The 23,489-nt window shown below is 62.0% G+C and carries 7 protein-coding genes; 4 read left to right on the top strand and 3 right to left on the bottom strand.

What is annotated here, in order from left to right; all coding sequences use genetic code 11:
• Nucleotides 1-332 precede the first annotated feature (332 nt).
• The 3 genes from NYR97_RS18425 to NYR97_RS18415 all read right to left on the bottom strand — a co-directional run bounded on the left by NYR97_RS18425 (nt 333) and on the right by NYR97_RS18415 (nt 17,033).
• Complete coding sequence (locus NYR97_RS18425; RefSeq protein WP_205391625.1) at nt 333-1,244, bottom strand: hypothetical protein; 912 nt, start codon at nt 1,242-1,244, stop codon at nt 333-335.
• Entirely contained in the window at nt 1,245-15,263 is a 14,019-nt protein-coding gene (locus NYR97_RS18420; RefSeq protein ID WP_316695196.1) for a two-partner secretion domain-containing protein, read from the bottom strand. It abuts the gene before it with no gap.
• A 69-nt stretch (nt 15,264-15,332) separates the two neighbouring features.
• Entirely contained in the window at nt 15,333-17,033 is a 1,701-nt protein-coding gene (locus NYR97_RS18415) for a ShlB/FhaC/HecB family hemolysin secretion/activation protein (RefSeq protein ID WP_316695195.1), read from the bottom strand.
• 749 nt (nt 17,034-17,782) lie between these two features.
• Between NYR97_RS18415 and NYR97_RS18410 the strand changes: the two genes are divergently transcribed.
• The 4 genes from NYR97_RS18410 to pgaD are packed head-to-tail and all read left to right on the top strand — an operon-like array spanning nt 17,783 to nt 23,321.
• A complete protein-coding gene (locus NYR97_RS18410; RefSeq protein ID WP_316695194.1) occupies nt 17,783-19,741 on the top strand; it encodes a tetratricopeptide repeat protein in 1,959 nt (652 codons plus the stop codon).
• Nucleotides 19,723-21,621 carry a poly-beta-1,6-N-acetyl-D-glucosamine N-deacetylase PgaB gene (pgaB, locus tag NYR97_RS18405; RefSeq protein ID WP_316695193.1) on the top strand — a complete coding sequence of 633 codons (1,899 nt, stop codon included), beginning with the start codon at nt 19,723-19,725 and terminating at the stop codon, nt 21,619-21,621. The genes NYR97_RS18410 and pgaB overlap by 19 nt, the downstream gene beginning before the upstream one ends.
• 3 nt (nt 21,622-21,624) lie before the next feature.
• On the top strand, nt 21,625-22,878 hold the full coding sequence (gene pgaC, locus NYR97_RS18400) for a poly-beta-1,6-N-acetyl-D-glucosamine synthase (protein ID WP_210761797.1): 1,254 nt from the start codon (nt 21,625-21,627) through the stop codon (nt 22,876-22,878).
• Complete coding sequence (gene pgaD, locus NYR97_RS18395; RefSeq protein WP_316695192.1) at nt 22,875-23,321, top strand: poly-beta-1,6-N-acetyl-D-glucosamine biosynthesis protein PgaD; 447 nt, start codon at nt 22,875-22,877, stop codon at nt 23,319-23,321. Before pgaC ends, pgaD begins: the two co-directional genes overlap by 4 nt.
• The last annotated feature ends 168 nt before the right edge of the window (nt 23,322-23,489 follow it).

Raw genomic sequence — 23,489 nt, 5'->3', positions numbered from 1 at the left:
GATCGGTCTCGATCAGGTAACGGCGGCCCGGGCCGTTGCTACGCCAGGCGTTGATGCCACCAAGGCCGGTTGCTGCGCGACCCATTGCGGTGCGATCGGTGCCAAGTGGTCAATGCACGCGCCGCAAACGGAGGCTGCAATTTACAGACTCCGGCCTCAGCGATCAGATTGATGGCTAGAGCCGTGCCGATCATAACCACACCCACCGAGCATAATTTTGAGCTGGCTATTACTAAATTTTCAAAGAGCAAATTCCGGAGGAACTTTACTTGCTGGGTCCAGCACTATGAGTGCCATATCTAACCAATATCAAATCCACCACCGTCCCACTATTAAGGACGAAATGGCTCACTCCAATCGCTGAAGTCAAATTGACCCGGTTTGCGGCGCAATACATGAGCGCAATAACGATCTATCGCATCCTCCGGATTACGCAACACGCGTAAATTTTCAACATCCCCTTCATGGACATGGTAGACCACCTGATCCTGACGGGTCGAGCAAACGAAGAATTGATCTCCCTCTGGACCACCGACGCCTACCGGCCTCGTATCCAAAAAGCATCTAAACTTAATTCTTTTTACGCCATTTATATTCGTCACTGCATCAGGGAATAATTCTTTTATTTTCGGTAAATACTTCTTTTTCCACCCTTTACCCAGGCTATCCAAATAAGTATCCGCATCCCGCCACCTTGATGAAGGATGCCCAATCAACTGACGATTGGTCATAGGACCTTCACCTACACTTCCTGGAATACGCCATCCGTCGGTTCGCCACAACCAGGACTTCGCCAAGCCATCCGGCAAGCTGAGCAAAGAACCGAAGCAGTCGTTACCGTCCTCGTAAGTCGAGCTTGGGAACGTTGCGAAGACTTCCACCATCCTACCATGCACCTCTAGAAATAAAATTGGCCGAACCATCGGAGGACCTCCTGGGTTCCTCAAATCCTCGATTAACATAACACCGAGCAACAATGGCTCCGCAGCTTCTTGAAAAGCTTGATAGGAGTTCGGCTGGAGCAGCCGCAAAGGTTCTAGAGTCCAATTCTTACCATTTAAAAGCAACCCAGAATAGTCGACATTCCTATATCCAGCACCGTCTCGCTCATGCAAAAAATTATATTTATCACAAATACCATCCACATCAGAATAAATACCCCCATTGAATTCCAAAATAAACTCATCTTTGAAGACACCCATCAACTCCCATGACCGATCGCTTCGACCCGACAAATTCTTCATTTACTTTCCTTTTAACGCATTATTATCATCAATAATCTTTGAAACTTTCATCCGAAAATCTTGCTGCGCCTCTTCCAAGTACATCTTGTACCTTTCACTAACCGGCTTTCCATTCCACGTCATCCACCCCGCACCCTCGGCCTCTACCTTACACCCCTTTGAACAGTTCGCTGATTTGATCATTGGCTGCAGATTCGCAGGGTCTTTCAGAATCTCATTCTGAACGCTTTTTGGCAAAGAATCAAAACCTTCAATTTGCCGAATAGCATTTTGTGGCAGGACGTGATCCACATGAATTTTAGCCGTTGCAGGAACTGCTTCCTTCGCACCAGTCAGTGGATTGATCCAAGTCAGCTCATTCTTGGCATTCATCCAAGTACTACTAATGACCTGACCATTTAGCCAGAGCGTTTCGTCAGCCGCCTTCGCCAGAGGGCGCAACAGGGGACCAACTGTTTTTCCTACAATTGTCGGCATCGCCGCAAGAGCGATGCTCGTGCCGGCAGCCTGGGTGTCGCCTTGTGCAATATTACGGATGATGCCTGCCGCCATCCCTACATCACCGGTAAACGTCTCGAGCATGGCCACACCGTCCGACCCACGCGTCGCAGTAGACCAAGCCAACAGCTCGCTCTGATATACCTGCTGCAAGGAGTCCTTCGCTATTCCAGATGCGCCAAGAGCGTTATATACCTCGCGGAATTGATCCGGATTCTTCGTAAGAAGATTTCCATACTGGTGGAAATTGGCATACTCGTCATCAGTTGCTTTAAAGGCCTGACCCCACTTGTATTCATTTTTATTGGAATTCAGAAAAGCTAGCGCTTCTGTGTCGATATTTTCGATACCGACCTTCTTTGCGATCACTGAATCCACTTGCGCCGCAGCTTCCACCGTCAGACGCTGCTTCGCTTCACTGACACTGATGCCTTCCTGTAATGCAAACGCTTCAGCGTTCTGGCGAATCCATGTCACTTCATCAGGATGCAACTGCCGATTGAACTGATCTCCCGCCAGCGCGGTTGTTGCGCCAACCTGTCCCCCCGCAATACCACCAAGCGCCGCACTTCCTAGCTCCATGAGTGCGTTGTAAGTGGCTGGGTCGGTAACGCCGTTCTTGACCAAATAATCCGACATCGCAACCTTGGCTGCTTCAGCACCCGCTGCACCAGCTGCTGTTTGCAGAACGTCTTCGCCGCCGAGTGCCGCAATCGCCGCACCTGTCAGGCCATGCAGCAAAATCTTGTTCGTACCCCCATCGCTCCATGCGTCCAGACGTGCCAGTGCCTGAGCTTTCGACGCTTCATCCGGTGCGCTGGCCAAATCAAGCTGGGCTTTCTGATACATAGCCGAGGCAACATCACCCGCTATCCGAAACCCAATCTCCCCCGCGAGCCCCATCAACTCCTTCTGATCTTCGATCTTCTTCTGATCGAAAATCTCCTTCAGCCCAGACTGCTGCAACTCGGTGGCACTGCGATCCAACCCTGCCAACGCAGACTCGTCGCCATTGCGGATTTGGATCGTGCCGGCCGCGATATCGCTCTTGGTCGTGCTGCTTGAGCTGTCGCTGGCATTGCCCAACATGCTCAGTCCGGCACCGATGCCGACACTGGCCATGCTGCTACCTGTGCCGCCGGCAACTGTCACACCGCTGGTCTTGTACTCCGCTTTGTTCTGGAGGTCCTCGACGGTCAGGCTGCCGGTTGACAGCCGATTGAGGCTGGAATCGGCTGCACTGGCTATCGCGCCGCCGACCAACTTTGTGTTACCGCCCACAGTGATGTCGAAGCCACCATTGCCAGCCTGGATGCCGCTCTGCTCAGTCACGCTGGTGTAGCTGCTGTTGACCTTCTGCTGGCTGTAGCTGCCGCCACTGCCCGAGCCGGTCGCCAGGGTCAGACTGGCCTGCTGTTGTTTGCTCTTGTACTCATTGGTGTCCTGCTCGCTCTTGATCAGCAGATCGCCGCCGACATTCGCCAGGACCTTGTTGCCAACAGCTTGTGCACCCTGGATCGTAGTGTCGTTGCCGCTCACCAAGGTCAACGTGTCGTTGGCAGTGACCACGCTTTCTGTGCGTAGATCGCTATTGCCCTTGGCGCTGCCCTTGCCTGCCGACACTGTCAGATAGTAGCCAGTCGTTGCACCGACGCTGACACCAATCTCACCGCCAGCGTTCTTGTTCTCGGACTTAGTGGTGTTGGTCTCCTGATTGCTGAGCAGGTTGAGATTGTTTGCTGCGGCCAATGCCACGTTGTTACCGGCAATCTTGCTGCCGATGACATTGAGATCGCCGTCGGTGGCTGCAATGGTGACATTGCCGTTGCTGAGGATACGGCTGCCCCCGGTGCTTTCTTCATGTGTGCTGGTCTTGCTTGACGAACTGCTCGCACCAATGCCGAGACGAAAGCTCATGCCAGTTGCGGCACCTGCCCCTTCAAGTCCACTCGCTGGCTCTTTGCCAGGTTTTGCCACATTGCCACCGACCGCTTGACCTTGATAGCCAGCCAAGAGATTGTCTGGTGTCGTTTTGGCTTGATCGACCGTCGCACCCGTTGCGTAAGCAGCACGCGCCGCATAGAGCGCTTTCAACCTATCGTCGTCCACATCGGAAATCCGCTTGGCGGCACCATAGGCCGCCAATGCGGTATCGACGACGCCACCACTGATACCCAAAGTAATGCCCGCACTCTGCTGCTTGAACGTTTGCACCGTATCTACGGTATTTTCCGCTGCGGCAATCGTGACTTCCTTGCCGACGATGGTGGTACTTGTCGCGCTCAACACATCGCTGCCTGTGATGGCGACCTTGTTGCCGGCGGTCATCGTCACCGACCCATCGGTACTGCCGACCAGGCTGCCGTTGTTGGTCACCTCGGTGACGTCCAGGCCGTCGGTCTTCTTGGTGACGCCCAATGCGACGCTGAATCCGCCGCCGCCGTAGAGACCAGACTTCTTGACGGTCTTTTCGTGTTCCTCGCTGTGCGTGTTCTGCACCGTGTCCAGTGTGATGTTGTTGCCTGCGGCCAACACCACATCGCCGGTGCTGGCGACCTGTGCGCCTTGCGACAGCAGATCGTTACCCGCCGCGATCTGCACCGTGTCGCCACTGAGCGTGGTGGTGACCGCCACGTTGTCGTGCCACTCGTCATGCGTGGTCGTCGTCTTGCTGGAGAACGTGCCCTTCTTTTTCTTGGTCATGTCCTGCACGGCATCGTGCTGCTCGCTGGCGGCAAGCAGGTTGACGTCGTTGCCGGCGGCCAGAGTAATGCCGCCGTCCTTGGTGGCGGCCGATGCGGCGGTCAGGGTGATGTCGTTGCCCGCCTGCATGGCGAGGTTGCCACCGGCACTGAACTCGGTGCCGTGGACGGTTTCGTCGCTGGTACTGGTGGTCTGCTTGAAGCGCTTGCGCGTCTCGAGCGTGTTGCTTGTGTCCACCGTGGTCAGCGTGCTGGCATTGATGTCGTTGCCGGCGCTGATGCCAAGACCCTTGCCGGCGTCCAGCTTGGCGGCGACCAGGTTGACGTCGTTGCCGGCGCTGAGGATCAGGTTGCCGCCGGCAGTGAGCGCCTGCTGGTCGATGGTTTGCGTGGTTGTGGTGGTGGTGACGCGGGTCTTGCCGTTGCGGGTCTTGTAGCTGTTGGTCTCGCTCTCGTTGAGGACGGATTCGACGTTGAGGTTGTTGCCTGCTGCCGCGATGAGATCGCCGCCTGCCTTGACCTCGGCCTGACGGATGGTCAGGTCGTTGCCTGCGGTGAGTTGCAGGCTGTCGCCGGTGCTGATGTTGGTACGGGCAGCGACCTTGCCGTCGAGACCAGTGGTCGGGGTCAACGAGAGGTTGTTGCCTGCCTGCAGTGCGGCACCGCCGCCGGCCTTGATGGTCACGCCATGCAGTTGCAGGTCGTTGCCTGCAGACATCACCAGATCCTTCCCGGTGGTAATCGACACCGCATCGCCGCCGCGCAGCAGGCCGTTGTCGTTGCGCAACGCGCTTGGGGTAAGGCTGAGGTTGTTGCCTGCGATCAACGCCGCGCTGCCATCGGCCTGCACGCGGGTGCCGGTCAGCGTCATGTCGTTGCCGGCGAACAGTTGCAGGGTGTTACTGGCGCTGATGCCGGACAGGATGCCGACACCGTTGACGGCCTTGGATGCTTCGCTGACCAGGTTGTTGCCGGCAACCAACGCCACATCGCGGCCCTGGATCTGGCCCTGGTTGAGCAGGTCGTTGCGGGCTTCAAGGGCCACGCTGCCGGTGCCGCTGATGCGGCCCTGGTTGAGCAGGTTGCCGGCGGTGATGCTGACATCGGCACCCGCGATGACGCCCTGGTTGCTCATGGCGTTGGTGGCGTTGAGCTCGACGTTGCCGCCGGCGATCAAGGCACCGTTGCCGCGCAACTGCAGCGAGTTGGAGGCCAGATAGACCACCGGCACCAGCACCTTCTGGCCCTGGTAGTCCTGCTCCACCATCCACACGATGTCTTGCGTCAACGCGGCGGCCTGCGCGGCGGTGAGGCCTACGCCCATGCTCAGCTGCAGCTGACCTGCCGCCGCCACGCCAGATTCCAGCAAGGCGCGGTACTGCGCCACGCCATCGGCGTAATTGCCGAGATAGCGGCGCCCGGTGAGCTGGGTGATCTGGTCCAGCACCAGGCGCTGCTCGTAGAAGCCATCGCCCAGGCGGGTCTGGGTCCACTCCGGGTCCACGCCCAGCTTGTCCAGCAGGAAGTCGCTGCTGATGAAGTTGTCGTAATTGACGAAGCGCGGATCGGTCTCGATCAGGTAACGACGGCCGGGGCCGTTGCTGCGCCAGGCGTTGATGCCGCCCAGCCCGTTGGCGGCGCGGCTCATTGCGGTGCGATCGGTGCCGGTGCCGCTGGAGAGGCGATATAGCCCGCCAATGGGCAGATCGATCTGCGTCAGCGAGGTTTGCGCGCCGCCAACAATATTGGTCACAGGAATGCTGGCCAGGTCAACGCGGGTGCGGCTTTCGTTCGCACCTGCAACAACGCCGGTGCCAGCAGCGGTGGTCTGCACGTTTGCCTGATCGACAGTGCTGTGCACAAGCCCGCTGTCGTTGGACATCACCGGTGCCACCGACATCTTCACGATGCCGCCCGAGGTGGCAAGCGTTGCGTCCTGCGTATTGGCGCCGACTTGGGTGCCTGCGCTACCGGCAGTACCGGTGGCCACACTGATGCCGGACGCGCCGCCGTTTGCACGGCCGATCACTGCTTGACCGCCAACTCCACCGGCGCTTTGCGTGGTGCGCCCGTTCAACCCACCTTGTGCACCAACGCCAGTGAGTGAGGCGCCGCTGATGCTGCGACCATCGCTGCCGACGGCGCCGTTGCTGATGTTGGCACCGTTGATGCTGACGCCTTGGCCGCCGGTCATGCTCGCACCTAGCGCAAGGTAGCTGCTATCCAAGGTGCCAGAGCCCACGACGCGCTCATCGGTTTCCCAATAGCAGACGACGCTCTGGCCGGGCCGCTGCATACAGTCGTTATAGACTGCCCTAGCTGTGTATTCGGTATCTGTGTAATCAGCTACCTGCTTTAGCGCCAACGCTTGATTCAGCACGTCATCGCTGCTCGCAAGCATTCCGTCTGACAAACCTCCGACGCCGCGTTGATTCACCAGCAGCGCACCTGCCGCGGCTACCGTCGACGCGTTATTGATCACATAGCCCGACAGACCGATATTTCCGCCTGCTGCAATACGTCCTTCTGCACTGGCCGAAATTAACTGCTCACGCTCGCGCACGTTATAAGTGCGATAAACGCCAGGATCATGACCCGCATAACGGACACCGCCAGCGCCCGAAGTGCCGGGTCTCGGATCTCGTCTAATGACATCCTCAGGCATTGCCGCATTGGCCGCAGCCCGCTCTGCATCTGTTAGCGGTCCAGTTTTAGCATCGACTACGCGCCGTCGATTATTCAACTGCCCAGCCGCGATCAAAATATTCCCATCCGCCTCAATACTGCCCGACAGGTTATTCACCACACCCGTACGCGCTACCAACGTACCGCCGCCATCCTGCGCGCCACCGACGGCGATATTGCCCAGGCTGAAGATGCGCGCGTCGCGGTTAAGCAGCTGATCGCGCACGATCAGGTTCATGTTGCCGGTGGAGCCGAGCAAGGCAGAGCCATAGGCAGCATTGCCCGTAGCACCACCGAAATCTGCACCGTTCACCAGAGTGCCGGTGTTCACCGAGACGTTGCCGCCGACGATGCTGCCGGTGTTGTTGATGCTGTTGGCCACCAGCGACAGTGCGCCATTGCCGGAAATACTGCCGGCATTGTCGATGCTGCTGCCGTTGAGGCGAGTGTCGTTGGACAGGATGCTCGCGCCGGCGCGGTTGGTGATGCTGCCAGCGCTGATATCCAGGGCGCGCGCAGCCTTGAGCGTGGACTCATTGACCAGACTCCCGCCCACGCGCAGGTTGAAATTGCCGTTACTGGTGAGGTCTGCGCCGGCGCGATGCGTATAGTCGCTGCGCAAGGTCAGATCGAGCAGGTTCTGCGCCAGGATGCTGCCGCCACCGTCGAAGCCGACGGTATCGATCACCACATCGCCAGCACCGCCGGTCGCGCTGCCGGCACCGATCTGACCACCGGCATTGCTCAGATTCTGCAGGTTCAGGCGCACCGCCTGCTCGGCCTTGATCCTGCCGTTCTGGTTGTCCAGCGTGGCGCCTGCGCGTTGCAATAGAAAGCTCGCGCCGGCATAGACATTGCCGCCCTGGTTGTTCAAGCCGTTGGTATTGGCGATGAGATCGCCACCAGCAACCAGCTGGCCGCCGTTGTTGGCAATGCGGGCGGCATCGATGACCACGCTGCCGCGCCCACCGAGATTGCCGCTGGTGTTGGTCAGGGCCCCGCCCGTGGTGATGCGCGTCAGTCCGCCACCGTTGTTGACGATGCTGCCCTGGGTATTGTCGATGAGGCCGCCCGATGCGGTCAGCGTGTTGCCGGCATCGAGCTGGCCGCCGCTATTGAGCAGCGCACCGGTGACGGCAACGTTGAGATCGCGCCCCGCACTGAGCTTGCCGCCTTGGTGATTGTCCAGCTGGCCGCGTGCGGTGACGCTGAGGTCGCGTGCGGCTTGCAGGCTGCCGCCTGCGCTGCTGAGATTTTCTGCCGTGATCACTGCATCGGTGCTGGCACCAATGGTGCCGTTGCCATTGTCCAGGCCGCGGTTGAGATCCACGCGCAAGCTGCCGCCCGCGCCCGCATTGGCAACTGCCTGCACGGTACCGCCTGCATTGCTGAGACTGTCGGCGCGCAAGGTTAGCGCGCCACCACTGGCCTGCAGCAAGCCGTTACGGTTGTCGACTGCGCCAGTGCTTTGCACGCTCAATCCACGTGCGGACACCGAACCACCGACGTTATTGAGGCCGGCAGCAGTCAACACTGCATCGCCCGCTGCGGCAATCGCGCCGCCCTGGTTGTTCAACGCGCCGCTGGCGTCCAGGGTCAGTTGACCCTGGGTGAGGATGCGCCCACTGCTGTTGCCCAACGCACCACGGCTGGTGACCGACAGGGCGCCGGTGCCGGCGTGTTCGATCCGTCCCTGCGCATTCTCCAGGCTGGCCGCAGTAATGCTCAGATCCTGCGCATTGCTGGCCAGGGTGCCACCGGTGTTGTCGATGGCGCCGCCGATACTGACGCGGGTCAACCCGTTGCCGCTTTGTACCAGTCGGCCGCCGACATTACTCAAGCTGCCGCCGTCGATACTCAGCTGGTTGGCCTGCATTTGACCTGCGACGTTGTTGAGACGCCTGTTGTCGATGTTGCCGCCTGCCTGCACGGTGAGCGTTCCACCAGCGAGCAAGTCGCCACCGCGATGATCGAGGTTGCCGCCGGTGGTCAGTGCAACATTGCCGGTGGCACGTGTGCTGGCACCCGCAAGTTGCAGCTGACTGCCCTGTGCGGTGAGGTTGCCGCCGGCCAGCAATTTGCCGGAGGCGCTGAGCTGGCGATCGGCGATCAGGCTCAGCGTGAGTCCGCTGCCGAGATTGCCGTCTGCGTTGATACCGGCACCCACCGTGCCGGCGATGCTGATCTCACCCGCGCGCAGGCTCAAGTTGCCCGAGGCGGTGGTCTGCCCCGCATTCTCGATACGCGCACCCTGCAGACCCACCGTCGTACCGCTGACGGTGCCCTGTTGACGCAACACTGCATCGCTGGTCAAGGTGACCTGCTGAGCGCCGACCTGGCCGGCCACGCTCAAGTCGCCCTTCGAGCGCAATTCCAGCGTGCTGCCCGCGCTCAGGGTGCCGCTCTGTGCCAACGCCCCATCGGCCTGCGCCAAGAAGCTGCCAGCCGATGCCAGGCTGCCGCCGAGCTGCAGGTTGCTGCGGCTGATCAATGCGACATCGCCACGCTCGCTGCCCAACTGGCCGCTGCTGCTGAGTTGCGCCGCTTCCACGCGCAAGCCGTTGCCGCCGATCAGGTCACCGCGATTGTCCACCGCTCCACTGGCGATCACACCCAAGCGTTGCAGGCCGTAGGCCTGCCCGGTCTGACGCAACGAACCGACACCCAATGTGAGTTGGTTGCCGGCACGGACGGCACCGGCATTGTCGAGCAAGCCGCCGATGGCGAAGGTGGCATCGCCTTGCGCGAGCAAGACGCCGTTAGCGGCATTGCTTGCGCTGGCTGCCGTAACGTTCAAGGTCTGACCAGCGACGACTTGCGCTGCGTTGGTCAAGGCGCCGGTTGCGCTCAGCACCACGTTGCGATCGGCTTGCGCCACACCGGCAACCGCCAGGTCGCCGGTGCTGCGCAGATTCAGATCAGTGGCTGCATCGAGTGCGCCACGGCTGTCGATCGACGCGCCATCCAGGCTGATCGCGCCACCGCTCTGCAGCACTGCAGCCTGCCCGGTTGCAATACCCGCGCCGCGCAACGTGGCATTGCCTGCAGACACGGCTTGCCCGTTGAAGGTCAGTGTGCGTTGTGCCTGCAGATCGAGCTGGGTTGCCGACTGCAGCGTGCCTGCGGCGGTGAGATCGCGACCTGCCTGCAGCGCGATCGATTGCGCTTTGAGCGAGCCGGCCTGCTGCAGATCGCCAACCGCCGTTGCCTGCAGTGTGGTCGCTGCGGCGACAACGCCTTGCAGCGTCATATCGCCTTGGCTGGTCAGAGTGACACTGGCGGCTTCGCTCCCGAGCTGGCCGCTACTGCGTAAGGTGCCTGCCTCCACCAGCAGCGCATCCTTGGCGATGAGGTTGCCACGGTTGTCCAGTGTTCCAGTCACGGTTGCAGTCAATGCTTTGCCTGCGATGGCAGCACCGCTCTGATCCATGCTGGCGGCGGTGATGCGCAGAACGCCGCCACTCTGCAGGCTGCCGGCGTTCTGCAGCGCGCCGGTACTCAGCGTGACGCTACCATCGGCCGCCAACACACCAGCGGCCAGGTTATTGACGTTGCCGGCTTGCACCGACAGATCACGGCCTGCAACGACCTGGCTCGCGTTGCTCAAGGTCGCGGCTGCGCTCAGCACAACATCACGATTGGCTTGCGCCACGCCTGCGAGCGCAAGACCACCCGTGCTACGCACACCCAGATCCGTACCGGCATCGAGCGTGCCGCGGCTGTCGATTGCCGCACCATCCAGGGTGATTGCGCCGACGCTTTTCAGCACGGCATCGCGACTGGTGGCGATGGTGTTACCACGCAAGCTGGCGTCGGCACCGGCTTGTGCCTGACCGTTCAACGTCAAGGTGCGCTGCGCCTGCAGATCCAGCGTAGACGCGGACTGCAGCGTGCCACCGGCAGTGAGATCGCGGCCAGCCTGCAACGTGACGGCCTGCGCGTTGAGCGAGCCGGCCTGCAGCAGGTCGGTACCCGCCGTTGCTTGCAGTGTGGTCTTCGCAGCCACAACGCCTTGCAGATCGATATTGTTCTGGCTGGTCAGCGTCAGTGCGCCGTTGACCGAGCCCAGTTGCCCACTGCTGACGATGCTGTCGGCAGCGATGGTCAGGTCCTTGCCGGACACCAACTGGCCCGCGTTCTCGAATGCGCCCGTCGAAGTGATCGACACCGCGTCGCCGCTATAAACACGGCCGCGCTGCAGCAGGGCTCCGGTGTTCAGTGCAAGGCCACGTTCGCCATGCAGGCTGCCATTGTTTTCCAACACGCCAGCCACATCGACACGCAGGTCGCGTAGCGCGCCCAAAGTCGCAGCCGTGGCGTTGTTGACAGTAGCCGCTTCCACACGCAGATCGCGCGCCGCGACGACTTGAGCGCCATTGTTCAATGCACCCGCAGCAGTCAGCGCAACATCGCGCCCGGCCTGGACCACGCCAGCCAGTGCAAGATCACCGGCGCTGTGCACGTTCAAATCGGTCGCCGCATCGAGCGAACCGCGGCTCTCGATGGAGCCGCCATCCAGGGTGATGGTGGCACCGCTCTGCAGCACTGCTGCTGCACCAGTCACAATGTTCGCGCCGGTGACACTCGCGTCACCGGTGCTCGATGCTTGCCCGTTCAAAGCGAGCGTGCGCTGCGCCTGCAGATCCAACGTGGATGCCGATTGCAGAGTGCCATTTGCAGAGAGGTCGCGCCCCGACTGCAATGCGATCGATTGTGCCTTGAGCGAACCGGCCTGCTGCAAGTCGCCGCCGGCAGTCGCACGCAATGCAGTGGCCGCTGCAACCACACCATCGAGTTGCAGCGCGTCCAGGCTGTTCAACGTGACATCGGCCCGCTCGCTACCCAACTGCCCACTGCTACGCAGCGTGGCCGCATCGACCTGCAACGCATCCTTGGCGATCAGATTGCCGCGATTGGCCAGCGTGCCTGCGATGGTGGCGTGCAGCGCCTTGCCTGCAGAAGCGCTGCCGCCCTGGTCCATATTTGCTGCGCTGATCTGCAGATCGCCACCGGCCTGCACGCGGCCAGCGTTGTTCAGCAGTGCCGTAGTGGTCAGGGCGATGTTGCCCTCGCCCGCCAACACACCACTCGTGGTGTTGTCGAGGCTACCTGCCTGCAACGACAGATCGCGGCCTGCAAACACCTGCGCTGCGTTACTGAGCGCGCCGGTGGCATTCAAGGCGACGTCGCGGCCGCCTTGAGCCACGCCCGCCAGCGCCAGATCGCCCTGACTACGGATCTGCAGATCGCTACCCGCATCCAGCTTGCCGCGGCTGTCGATGGCCGCACCGTCCAGCGCGATCACCCCCGCGCTCTGCAACACCGCATCCTGGCTGGTTGTCAGTGCGGCAGCGCGCATCGAAGCGTCACCGCCGGCCTGGCCCTGGGCTGCGAACCTGAGTGCGCGTTGTGCCTGCAGATCCAATGTGGACGTCGATTGCAGTGTGCCAGCGGCGGTGAGATCACGCCCGGCACTCAATGCCAGTGATTGAGCCCTCAACGACCCTGCCTGCTGCAGATCGCCAGCGGCGTTGGCCTGCAGCGTGGTCGCAGCGGCGACAACGCCTTGTAGCGCGATATCGCCCTGGCTGCCCAGACGAACACTCGCCGCTTCGCTGCCGAGTTGACCGGTGCTGCGCAAGCTGCCGGCATCGATCTCCAGCGCATTCTTGGCGACCACATTGCCTGCGTTGTCGAATGACCCGCTCACAGTTGCCGAAAGCGTGTTGCCCGAACTGGCGCTACCGCTTTGCGTGAACGTGCCTGCGACGAGCTGCAGATCGTTCGCCGCATACAGGCTGCCGGCATTGTCTATCGCGCCAGTCGTACGCACGCGTGCATCGGCATCCGACGAAAACGCCGCACCCTGTGCATTGCGCAGCGTTGCTGCATCCACAGCCAGCGCACCGGCGGCGATGACCTTCGCGCGGTTATCCAGTACTGCGCCCGCCTGCAATGTGGCCGTGCCGGCACTCTGCACGGTGTCGTCCAACACTAGATCGGCAGCGCTTGCGATACGCAGATCGCCGCCTGCATCGATCACACCGTTGTGTTCGATCGCCGCGCCACGCAACTGCAACGCACCATCGCTACGCAGTTGCCCGCGTTGACGCAGTGCGCCGTTTGCCTGCAGATCGATCGTGCTTGCCGAACGCACAAGCGCTTCGCTGGAAAGATCGCCGCCGGTGGCGATCACCAACCCACCAGCAGTGGTCTGCAGGGTGCCGGAGATTGCGGTCTCGCTGCCACTACGAAGATTGAAGCTGCCCGCGTTGACTGTGCCGGAGACCTGCGCACCTGCTGCGGCGTCCAATGCCAATGCACCGCCTGCCACAGTGTTGCCGCTCAGGGTCAGACCACCGCGACTACGCAGCGTGGCATCGCCACGTTGACTGCCGATATCGCCGCGACTTTCCAACTGCGCCGCATCAATGCTCAGCGCATTGCCCGCAACGAACTTGCCGCTATTGACCAGACCACCCGCAACCGCCGCCTGCGCATCGCGCGCAGCAGATAGACTGCCCGCCGTGGTCACAGTCGCTGCCTGGAGACGGAGATCACGGCCGGCGTAGCTGCTACCGGCATTGTTCAATGCACCTGCACTGCGCAAGTCCAGATCGCCACCCGTAGACACCGCACCGCGCTGCGTGATGTCGATCCTCGCCGCGTTCAGCGCCACTGCATCCGCCGCAATCAACTGACCCTGCAATTCCAGCCGGCCGCCAGCCTGCACATCGGCGCCCTGCCCGGCCTGCGCCAGTCCACCCAGGCGCACGTCGCCGCCACCGCTCACGCGCAGTGTCGTCGCAGCATCCACGGTGCCGAGTGCATCGATCGCGTTTGCATTCAATGCAATTGCAGCGCCAGTCTGCAGCATGCCCGTCAAGGCAATCCGCGACGCGCGCACGTTGGCACCCGCGCCTGCATACGCCACCCCGCCGCTGCGCAGCACACCATCAGCGGCCAAATCCAAGGCGCCGGCGGTATGCAGGCTGCCATCGGCATTCAATTCCGAACCGAACAGACGGATCGACCCGGCACTGCTGCGGCCAATATGGCTCACCACGCCGCTGGCTTGCGCATCCAATCCACCGGCGGCAACCAGATCGCCGGCCAACGTCATGCGCGCAGCACGCAGACGCACATCACCCTGCTGCGAACCGAGTACGCCGCGCTGATCCAGATCACTTGCCGCACGCACACTCATTCCATCGCGCGCCACAGTGGTGCCGCTCAGACTCACCTGGCCAGCACTGTCGATCTGCAGATCGCCGCTTTGCGCTGCCAAGGTGCCACGGCTCACCACGCCGACGCCGGCTTCGGTAGCGATCAGGCGGATGCGGTCGGCGTACATGCCGCCCAGCTGCGCCACGTCGATACCGATCGACGGTGCCGCGCCATCGCTGCCCGGCACCACGTCCAGCAGCATGCCGTCGTAATTGACCCGCCCTGCACCCGCAGCGGCGACCAGCTCCCTTGTCCAGATGGAGCCTTCCACGCTGAGCTGGCGCGAGAGCAGATCCAGGCGATCCACATTGAACGCATCCAACCCGTTGCTGCCGATACTCAACGCACCTCCGGTAATGTTGAAGCCATTCAATGCACCATCGCTGCCCAGATTGGGCGTACCAGTGGTCAAGGTCACGCGCGAGGTATTGAGAAATCCGCAGCCATCGCAGGAAATGCCATTGGGGTTGGCAATCACCAATTGCGCCTTGGCGCCGGCGATTTCGGTGTAACCCTGCAGACGGCTACTTGCAGAAGTCACTTCGTTGAGGATCAGCGAGGCAGCACCGCTGCGCTGCAGATTGTCGTTGCCGGCGACATAACCACCCAGCTCGGTCTTGGAAATCTGCGCGCTGTTGTTGAGGATCAACCCGTTCGGGCCGACGTTGAAATTGCTGTAGCGGTTATGCGAGACGCCGCGCGCATTGGGCGCGACGATGTCCACCACCGGTACGCCATTGGCGGCGACCTGCTGACCGGGTGTCTGCCCACCGGGGTTCGGCGTTGGCGCAACCTGTGCCCACGCCGGAAACGATGTCCAGGTGACCGTGCAGCACAGCAGCAACGCAAGCGCGCGCTTGCTTTGTTCGGCCAGGTAACCACGTATGCTCATCGCTTCGGTGTCCATCGTTTCTCTCTCGCCGCTCGTGGGCGTCATCAATCAACAGCGCGCTGCCGGCTGGCGGCGCGATCCATGTCAGAACTGGTAGATCACACGCGCGCCATACGCCGGCTGCGCACTTCCAAAGCCATCGGGGCGATGGATCGCCCAGCCGGCAAATGCATCGATGCTGGCGCCGAACCAACCGCCGCGCAGACCCACCGCGCCGCCCACCAGGCTGCGACCGCGCAGCCCGCTGGCACTGGTGCCATCGATGCGGCCAGCATCCAGACCCAGGTACGGCGTCAAGCCAATTTGCTGGATCGGAAAACTCAAGGTATTGCGCCAATACACGCCTTTTTCCGCGCCTAGCGTCGCTTCGCCGTCGAAGCCGCGCACGCTATAGCGACCACCGATGGTGACGAACTCCGAACCGAGCAGCAGCTCGCCGGCGGTCTGTGCGCGCAGGCTGCTTTCCCACGCCATCGGCACAGGGCCCAGCTTGAACGGCACTGCGGTGCTTACGTCCAACGTGGTCACGCCATAACGAAATGTCGGGAACCCGATCTGCGGGTCGTAACCTGTCCATTGGCTGTTGAACCACGGTGTGCCACGCCGATGCGCGATGCGCACGTCCAGCTGCATCGCACCCAGATAGCGACGATGGGTGAGGTAGAACTCCGCGCTGCTGGTATCGCGACGCTGGATGCCGATCTCCACCCCATCCAGATAACTACGCGCCCGCCGCCTGCCAACCGTGACACCGGCAGAGGTCTTGCTGGTGCCATCGCGATGCAGTACACGCTGGATATCCAGCTGTGCATTGCTGGATTCGCCGCTGGACTGGAAGGTCTGCAAGAACCCGTCAACGCGCTGGTGATAGCGGTACGACGAGGCCGACAACGCAAACGTCCACCAACCCCACGGCAGGTTGTAACTGAGACTGTTGCCACGCGTGCCGCGCTCTTCGTCGCGCGTGGCCAGGTCATGGCTGTAGCCGATGCTGAGCAAGTCGTTGAGGCCAAGCGGGTTGTCCAGCGAGATATCCAGCCCGCCTTGCACGCGGCCGGTGGCTTCCACGCCCGAATCGTCGGCATTGGCCACGCCGCGCCAGCGCCGACCATGCTGCAAGGTGATGACCAGATCCGATTCGCCCGGCGCCTCGCCCGGTGCGATATCGATCTTGGCGTCTTGCGATGGCAGTCGCTTGAATTGCTCTACCGCCTGCTCAATCGCGCGCAGATCCAGCAGATCGCCAGTGCGTATTGGCAATGCACTTTTCCAATGCTCGCCACCGGTGTCGGAAACCACACGCACCGCGCGCAAGCGGCCTGGCATCAGTTCGAAACGCAGTTCGCCGCGCGACAGATCCTGTTCGGGCACGCCGATGCGGGTAGTGACCAGGCCGCGCGCGACCAATTGATCCAACGCGCGACGGCGGATGATGTCGATGCCGGCACGACCGATGCAGCGGCCTTCATAACGGCGCAGCGATTTCCACAACCACGCAAAGCGCGCACCGTCGTCGCCCGCACCGGACAGGCGTACGCGGGCGATCGGGAAACAGAGTTCTTCCTTCGGCAGCACTGTGCTGCGTGCGTCCACGCGCTCGGCCTCCTCACGCGGGCCGGCGAAGGGGGCTTGACGCTCCTGGTCCTGACGCCTCTGGATCTCCTCGGCCTGGCGCAATTGCTCCTGCCGATCCAGCGTTGTCGGTGCCGACTGTTGTGCAGCCGCCAGCCCGGCGACAGCCCATAGGCAAGCCGCCAGCGCCGTTGGCGCCGATCGCATCCACATCTGTCCTGCCCCCTGTGCGGCGGATCGCGCCTCAGCGCGTCGTCGCTTACACCGCTGTGCCTGGCCGCCAACACGGCGGCGCTACCCTTCAGCACAACGAATGCGGCGCAACTTTGCTGGAACGTTAAGAACGGGTCAACGCGCGGTGTAGGGGCAACCCTGTAAGAAAAACCCGACCTTTTCAATTATGTGACATGCATCACTAAAAAGTGGAGATGTTCAAAGAACGGATTCGTTGAACCGATCCATCCGTCCCCCGTGCAACCACTCGAACATCCGGCAACATGTTGCTAAACAGTAAATTCAGAGATGACTATTTATGCATATCAATCAGTTTTAATCTGCTGACTTTAGGAATACTTCAGCCAGCCCTCGCTTGCAGCTCGCTGTGATCGTGTTTCCTTCGGTAACTGCTGTCAGAACGTTGGTCAAAGTCCGAACTCACAGGCAAAAACGTGATGAGAATCGCTTTTTTGAGCGAACACAACCGATGAAGATCTCGTTAGCTCCGTGACGACATAGGCTTTACATGGGCATACGCAGTATCGCCAGTCGTCATACGCCTGGAATGCTAATGAACACCCTTTCCCTCCTGCCTACGCAACCACGTGCGTCGCGGCTGTCCTGACCGCAAAGGCGCACTCACTCCCCTGCTCAGCCTCGCTTTGATTGCCGCATGTGTGCCTCAGGCACACAGCGGTGAAGTGCGGCCGACAGAAGTGACTGGCGCCTCCATTGCCCCCACCCCCATGCAGCAGGCTGAGCAGTTACGCGGCCAGCAGCGCTATGCAGATGCGCTCGCCATCTACGAGCGTGTACTCCGCCAAGACCCACGCGACCGCGGTGCCTACACCATGCGTGCGATCACCCTGACCGACCTCGGCAGCGCACAGCTTGCGGCGGAGGCCGTGTGGCGCCATCCGGACTGGTTCTCGCAGCAAGAACGCGAGCGCATCGAAAACGATCGCGTCGCGCGCATGATCGGTTGGGCCAGTGCCGAACCGATCGATGCCGCGCACCGCTATGCGGAGACCGATCAGGCCTTGGTCAACGCCGCCCGCATCGAGCGCGAATCACCATCGAAGGTGACATGGGAAGCCACGCGGCTGCGTATCGACACCTTGGTTGCACTCAACCAACGTCAGCGCCATCGCGATGTGGTGGCCAACTATCAGGCATTGAAAGCCGAAGGCATCGACGTCCCGGCGTATGTGCTGCCAACGGTCGGCGATTCGCTGATGGGCCTGCGTCGCCCGGCCGAGGCCGAAGCCGTGCTTCGGCAAGCCTTGCAGCACACGCCGAACGACTTCAACAGCCAGCTCCTGCTCGGCTACGCATTGCTGGAGCAGGAACGCTTCGATCTGGCGATGCCACTGTTCGAAAAACTTGCCGCCACGCAAGCGCCGTGGCCGCGTCGCGATGGTGCGACCAGCGGATACGAGAACTGGGATCGCTTCAGTGCAGACATCGCACTGGCCACCGCACGCTCTGCCGCGAACGACAATCGCGGTGCAGACGCCCTGCTGCGCGAACGCGTGGCCATCGGTCCCGACAATGCAGAACTACAGGCCGCACTGGCCTCGATCGAGTTTCGTCGCGGGCAACACACCAAATCGTTGCAACGTAATGCGGTCGCGCTGACGCTGGATCCGCATCAGAAACAGGCCCGCAGTGGCGTGGTGGAAGCGCAGCGCGATCTGGACCGTCTGGATCTGGCCGATGCCACGTTTGCGCCGCTTCGCAGCGAATACCCGGACGATGTCGGCCTGCAGCGGCTCGGCGCTTCACTGGAACGTCAACGCGGTTGGCAAGTGCACCTCAGCCATGCGCGCGGACGCAGCGACAACGACACCCTGACCAACAGCACCTCGCCTCTGGGCAACGACTTCGGTAGTACGTTGCTGGAAGCCGAATCGCCGTTTCTCGGCGAAGGCTGGCGTGTGGGTTTGCGTGCACGCGACGATTGGGCCGACTTCCAGAACACGCGTGTGCGCTATCGCAGCTTCTGGCTGGGAACGCACTATCGCTACGACCGGCTGGATCTCAGCGCTTACGGCGGACGTGCGCTCGACGATTTCGATCGCGACGGCACCGCCTGGGCGCTGGATGCCGGCTGGCGTTTTTCCGATGCCTGGTATGGCAGCGTCGCCTGGCGCACGCGTGATCCAGAAGCTTCATTGCAGGCACGCCGCTTCGGCATCACCGGCGACAGCATCGGCGCCGCCGTGCGCTGGACACCCAACGACGAAAGCCGCTGGGAATTGCAGGCACGCCAGTTGCGCTATAGCGACGGCAATCGACGCGACCAGCTGGATCTTTCGGGAAGCCAACGCCTGTGGGCCAACCCACATGTGCTGCTCGACGGCCTGTTCGCCGCCTCGGCCGGACGCGCCGAAGACGAGCGCGCCGTCAATTACTTCAATCCACGCCGCAGCTCTGCGGTGGCCGCCGGCGTGCGCATCGATCAGATCGGCTGGCGCCGCTACGACTACGCCTTTCGGCAGCGGCTGGAAGTCACTGCCGGGCCGAATTATCAATCCGGCTTCGGCAGCCAGTGGGTGCCCAGCGCGGCCTATCGACACCTGTGGTCGCTGGGCGATGGCAGTGCGCTGAGTTATGGCGTGAGCTGGTCGCGTCCGGTCTACGACGGCCAGCGCGAACAACAACTTGGATTTGACCTGGATTTCCGATGGGGAGGTACGCCTTGATCCGCCTGCCGCTGTTGCTGGTCGCCTTGTTGCTGATGACGTTTGCGTCGTCGGCGCAGGCGGGCCTGCTGGTGCTCAGCTACCACGATATTCGCGACGATGTCGCAGCCAAGGGCGATCCCGATCGTTATGCGGTGTCCACCAGCAACTTCGCCGCGCATCTGGACTGGCTGCGCTCGCACGCCTACCACCCGGTGAGCGTGCAGCAAGTGCTGGACGCACGTGCCGGCAGGCGCGCCCTGCCCTCGAGGCCGGTGCTGCTGACCTTCGATGACGGCTTGCGTAGCGTCTACACGCGTGTCTTCCCGTTATTGCAGGCCTACGGCTATCCCGCGCTGGTCGCACCCGTCACCAGTTGGGTCGAATTGCCGGTTGGCCAGGTGGTGCCCTACGGCCATCGCGATTTCACCCACGATGATTTCGTCACCTGGGCGCAACTGCGCCAGATGCAGGACAGCGGCCTGATCGAAATCGGCTCGCATAGCGATGACTTGCATAAAGGCATCGCCGGCAATCCGTTCGGCAATCAGACGCCGGCAGCGGTCACGCGTCACTGGGATGCAGGCAAGGGTTACGAAAGCGAAGCGGACTATCGCCAGCGCATCCAGACAGATCTGCGCCATAGCCGCGACGCGATCGTGGCGCATCTGGGCAAACCACCGCGCGCGATGGTATGGCCGTATGCCGCCTACAACCGCGCCAGCAACCAGATTGCCGCGCAGCTGGGCATGACGCTCAGCTTCGACCTGGAAGGCCGCTCGCACGAAGCCGATATCGGCCAGCAAGGCCGCGATCGCGTGGATGGGCAATCGCTGGCCAGCCTTGGCCGCCTGTTGCTGTTCAACAATCCGGATGTGCGCGATCTGGCCGGCGAGCTGCGACGCGATCTGTCGCGCGATGGCTTGCGTGCGATCCAGATCGATCTGGATTACGTCTACGACCCGGATCCGGCGCAGCTGGAACGCAACCTCGACATCCTGGTCCAGCGCGTCAAGGACATCGGCCCCAGCCATGTGTTCCTGCAGGCCTTCGCCGACCCGGATGGCGACGGTGCCGCCGATGCGCTGTACTTCCCCAACCGCCACTTGCCGATGCGCGCGGATCTGTTCGGGCGTGTCGCCTGGCAGCTGCGCACCCGTGCCGGCGTGCGCGTGTTCGCCTGGCTGCCGGTGCTGGGCTTCCATCTGCCCGATGCCCAGCAGCAGGCTGCACTGCAGATTCGCGGCAAGGATCCGAAGGATGTGCCGCGCCTGGATCCGGGCAATCCGCGCACGAATCAGCTGGTCGCGGATATCTACGAAGACCTTGCCGCAAACACCTATTTCGAAGGCCTGCTGTTCCATGACGATGCCTATCTGCGCGACGACGAAGTACCTGCTTACGGCAATGGCGATCCGGTCAAACGCACGCAGCAGCTGATCGGCTTCACCCAGGAACTCAAAGCGGCCGCCGAACGCTGGCGCCCCAAGCTGGTGACCGTGCGCAACCTGTTCGCCCAGCCCGTGCTGGAGCCGCAGAGCGAAGCCTGGTTTGCGCAGCGCCTGGACGCCTTTGCATCGGCGTACGACTACACCGCGCTGATGGCCATGCCCTACATGGAGCAGGCCAACGAGCCGCAGCAATGGCTGCAGCGGCTGGCGCAGCGTGTCGGCCAACAGCCACGCGGCTTCGACAAGACCATTTTCGAACTGCAGACCGTGGATTGGCGCACCGGCAAGCCGCTGCCCGACGGTGTGCTGCTCGAACACACCAAGTTGCTCCTGGCTGCGGGCGTGCGCCATCTGGCGTATTACCCCGACGACTTCATCGGCGGCCACCCGTCTCTTCCCGAAGCGCGCGAGGCCATGTCGGCTCGGCAATTCCCTTATATCGAGCGGTAACCGATGACGACCAGCCTGCTGTTGGGCGCCCTGTTCAACTTCGCGTTTTTCTATCCGATCATCATGGCGTTCTTCTGGATGATCGGCGGCACTTACTACTACCTGCGGCGCGAACGCGGCACGCCGGGTCCTTCATCACCGCCACCGTTGTCCAGCGAGCCGTTCGTGTCGTTGCTGGTGCCTTGCTACAACGAGGCCAAGCATGTGGGCGAAACCATCGCTGCGATGAGCGCACAGAACTATCCGGATTTCGAGATCATCGCCATCAACGATGGCAGCAGCGACAACACGGCCCAAGCGCTCGAGGACCTCACCCACCAGCATCCGCGCCTGCGCGTGGTGCATCTGGAGCAGAACCACGGCAAGGCCAACGCGCTGCGTGTCGGCACGCTGGCATCGCGCTCGGACTATCTTGTGTGCGTGGATGCCGACGCCATCCTGGACCCCAACGCTACGCGCTGGATGGTCGGCCACCTGATCTCCGGCCCGCGCGTTGGCGGCGTCACTGGCAATCCCCGTGTGCGCAATCGCACCACGCTGATGGGCCGCATGCAGGTGGGCGAATTTTCCGCCATCGTGGGGCTGATCAAGCGTGCGCAGCGGGTCTACGGACGGCTGTTCACCGTGTCGGGCGTGATCTGCGCGTTTCGCCGTTCGGCGCTGCATCACGTCGGCTTCTGGTCCGACAACATGGTCACCGAAGACATCGACATCTCCTGGCGTCTGCAGCTGGACGACTGGGACATCCGCTACGAACCCAACGCGCTGTGCTGGATCCTGATGCCGGAGACCTTCCGCGGCCTGTGGATGCAGCGCCTGCGCTGGGCACGCGGCGGCGTGGAAGTGTTGCTGAGCCATGGCCGCCGCGTGTTGTCCTGGCGCAGCCGACGCATGTGGGGCGTGCTGCTGGAATACGCGCTCAGCCTGGCCTGGGCCTACACGATGCTCTTCATCATCGTGCTGTGGCTGCTCGGCAAGTTCATCGCCATGCCACCTGCGTTGTACATCGACACCATCCTGCCGCGCTGGCATGGCCTGGTATTGGCAGTGGTCTGCCTGATGCAATTCGCCACCAGCCTGGTGATCGAACGCCGCTACGAAAAAGGCCTGGCGCGCCAGTTTTTCTGGGTGATCTGGTATCCGGTCGCCTTCTGGATGATCGGCATGCTCACTGCCGTCATCGCCTTCCCACGTGCCCTGCTCGCGCGCCGCAGCAAACGCGCCCGCTGGAAAAGCCCCGACCGAGGAATCCAATGACACCGCCCATCATCAACCTGCCGCAACGCCTCGGCCGCTCGCGCCGCCTCGCCTACGGCGCCGCCACCGCGGGCGCCTGGATGGTCTACTTCTATCTGTGGGCACCACTGGCGACGCTGGTCGCCTGGTTCTTCGGCCTGCGCAGCGCCTACATGGAGCTGTATCTCAAGCACAACGCTCTGGATCCATTCGCGCTGGGCGCCCTGCCGGTGATCGCACTGATGAGCGCCATCACCACCGTCGGCTGGGCCGAGTACAACCGCCTGCGCTTTGCCAAAGCCGACCGGCGCAAACGCCGCCGCACTGTGCTGGAACCGGAAGTCGATCAACGTCTGGGCGTTCCCGAGCAGCTTGGTAGCCTGCTGCGTCATAGCCGCATCTCATCGGTGGCGATGGATAAGTTTGCAAGGCCAGTGGGGGTGCGGGTGGTTCGGCATGGGTAAAAACCCCCACGACGCGCGGCGGATGCTTTCGCATTGTGCGATGCGCTTGTTTTGCGAAATGATCGCGTCAGGTGCTTCTTGCATCCTCACTTTTTAGAACATGCACGCGAATTTCTGCATTGATTTTTTGCTGCTGGCTCTTCCGGCCATGTGCACTGAGCTAGGCGA

The organism is Xanthomonas hydrangeae (assembly GCF_032697525.1).
Lineage (GTDB): Bacteria > Pseudomonadota > Gammaproteobacteria > Xanthomonadales > Xanthomonadaceae > Xanthomonas > Xanthomonas hydrangeae.
Note: the sequence above shows the minus strand (reverse complement) of the source record. Positions and strands in the feature narration are given on the sequence as shown.

Bases quoted from the DNA above. Each gene is read 5' to 3' on its own strand.
- NYR97_RS18425 (WP_205391625.1), bottom strand. From the start codon at position 1,244: ATGAAGAATTTGTCGGGTCGAAGCGATCGGTCATGGGAGTTGATGGGT.
- NYR97_RS18420 (WP_316695196.1), bottom strand. From the start codon at position 15,263: ATGGACACCGAAGCGATGAGCATACGTGGTTACCTGGCCGAACAAAGC.
- NYR97_RS18415 (WP_316695195.1), bottom strand. From the start codon at position 17,033: ATGTGGATGCGATCGGCGCCAACGGCGCTGGCGGCTTGCCTATGGGCT.
- NYR97_RS18410 (WP_316695194.1), top strand. From the start codon at position 17,783: ATGCAGCAGGCTGAGCAGTTACGCGGCCAGCAGCGCTATGCAGATGCG.
- pgaB (WP_316695193.1), top strand. From the start codon at position 19,723: ATGGGGAGGTACGCCTTGATCCGCCTGCCGCTGTTGCTGGTCGCCTTG.
- pgaC (WP_210761797.1), top strand. From the start codon at position 21,625: ATGACGACCAGCCTGCTGTTGGGCGCCCTGTTCAACTTCGCGTTTTTC.
- pgaD (WP_316695192.1), top strand. From the start codon at position 22,875: ATGACACCGCCCATCATCAACCTGCCGCAACGCCTCGGCCGCTCGCGC.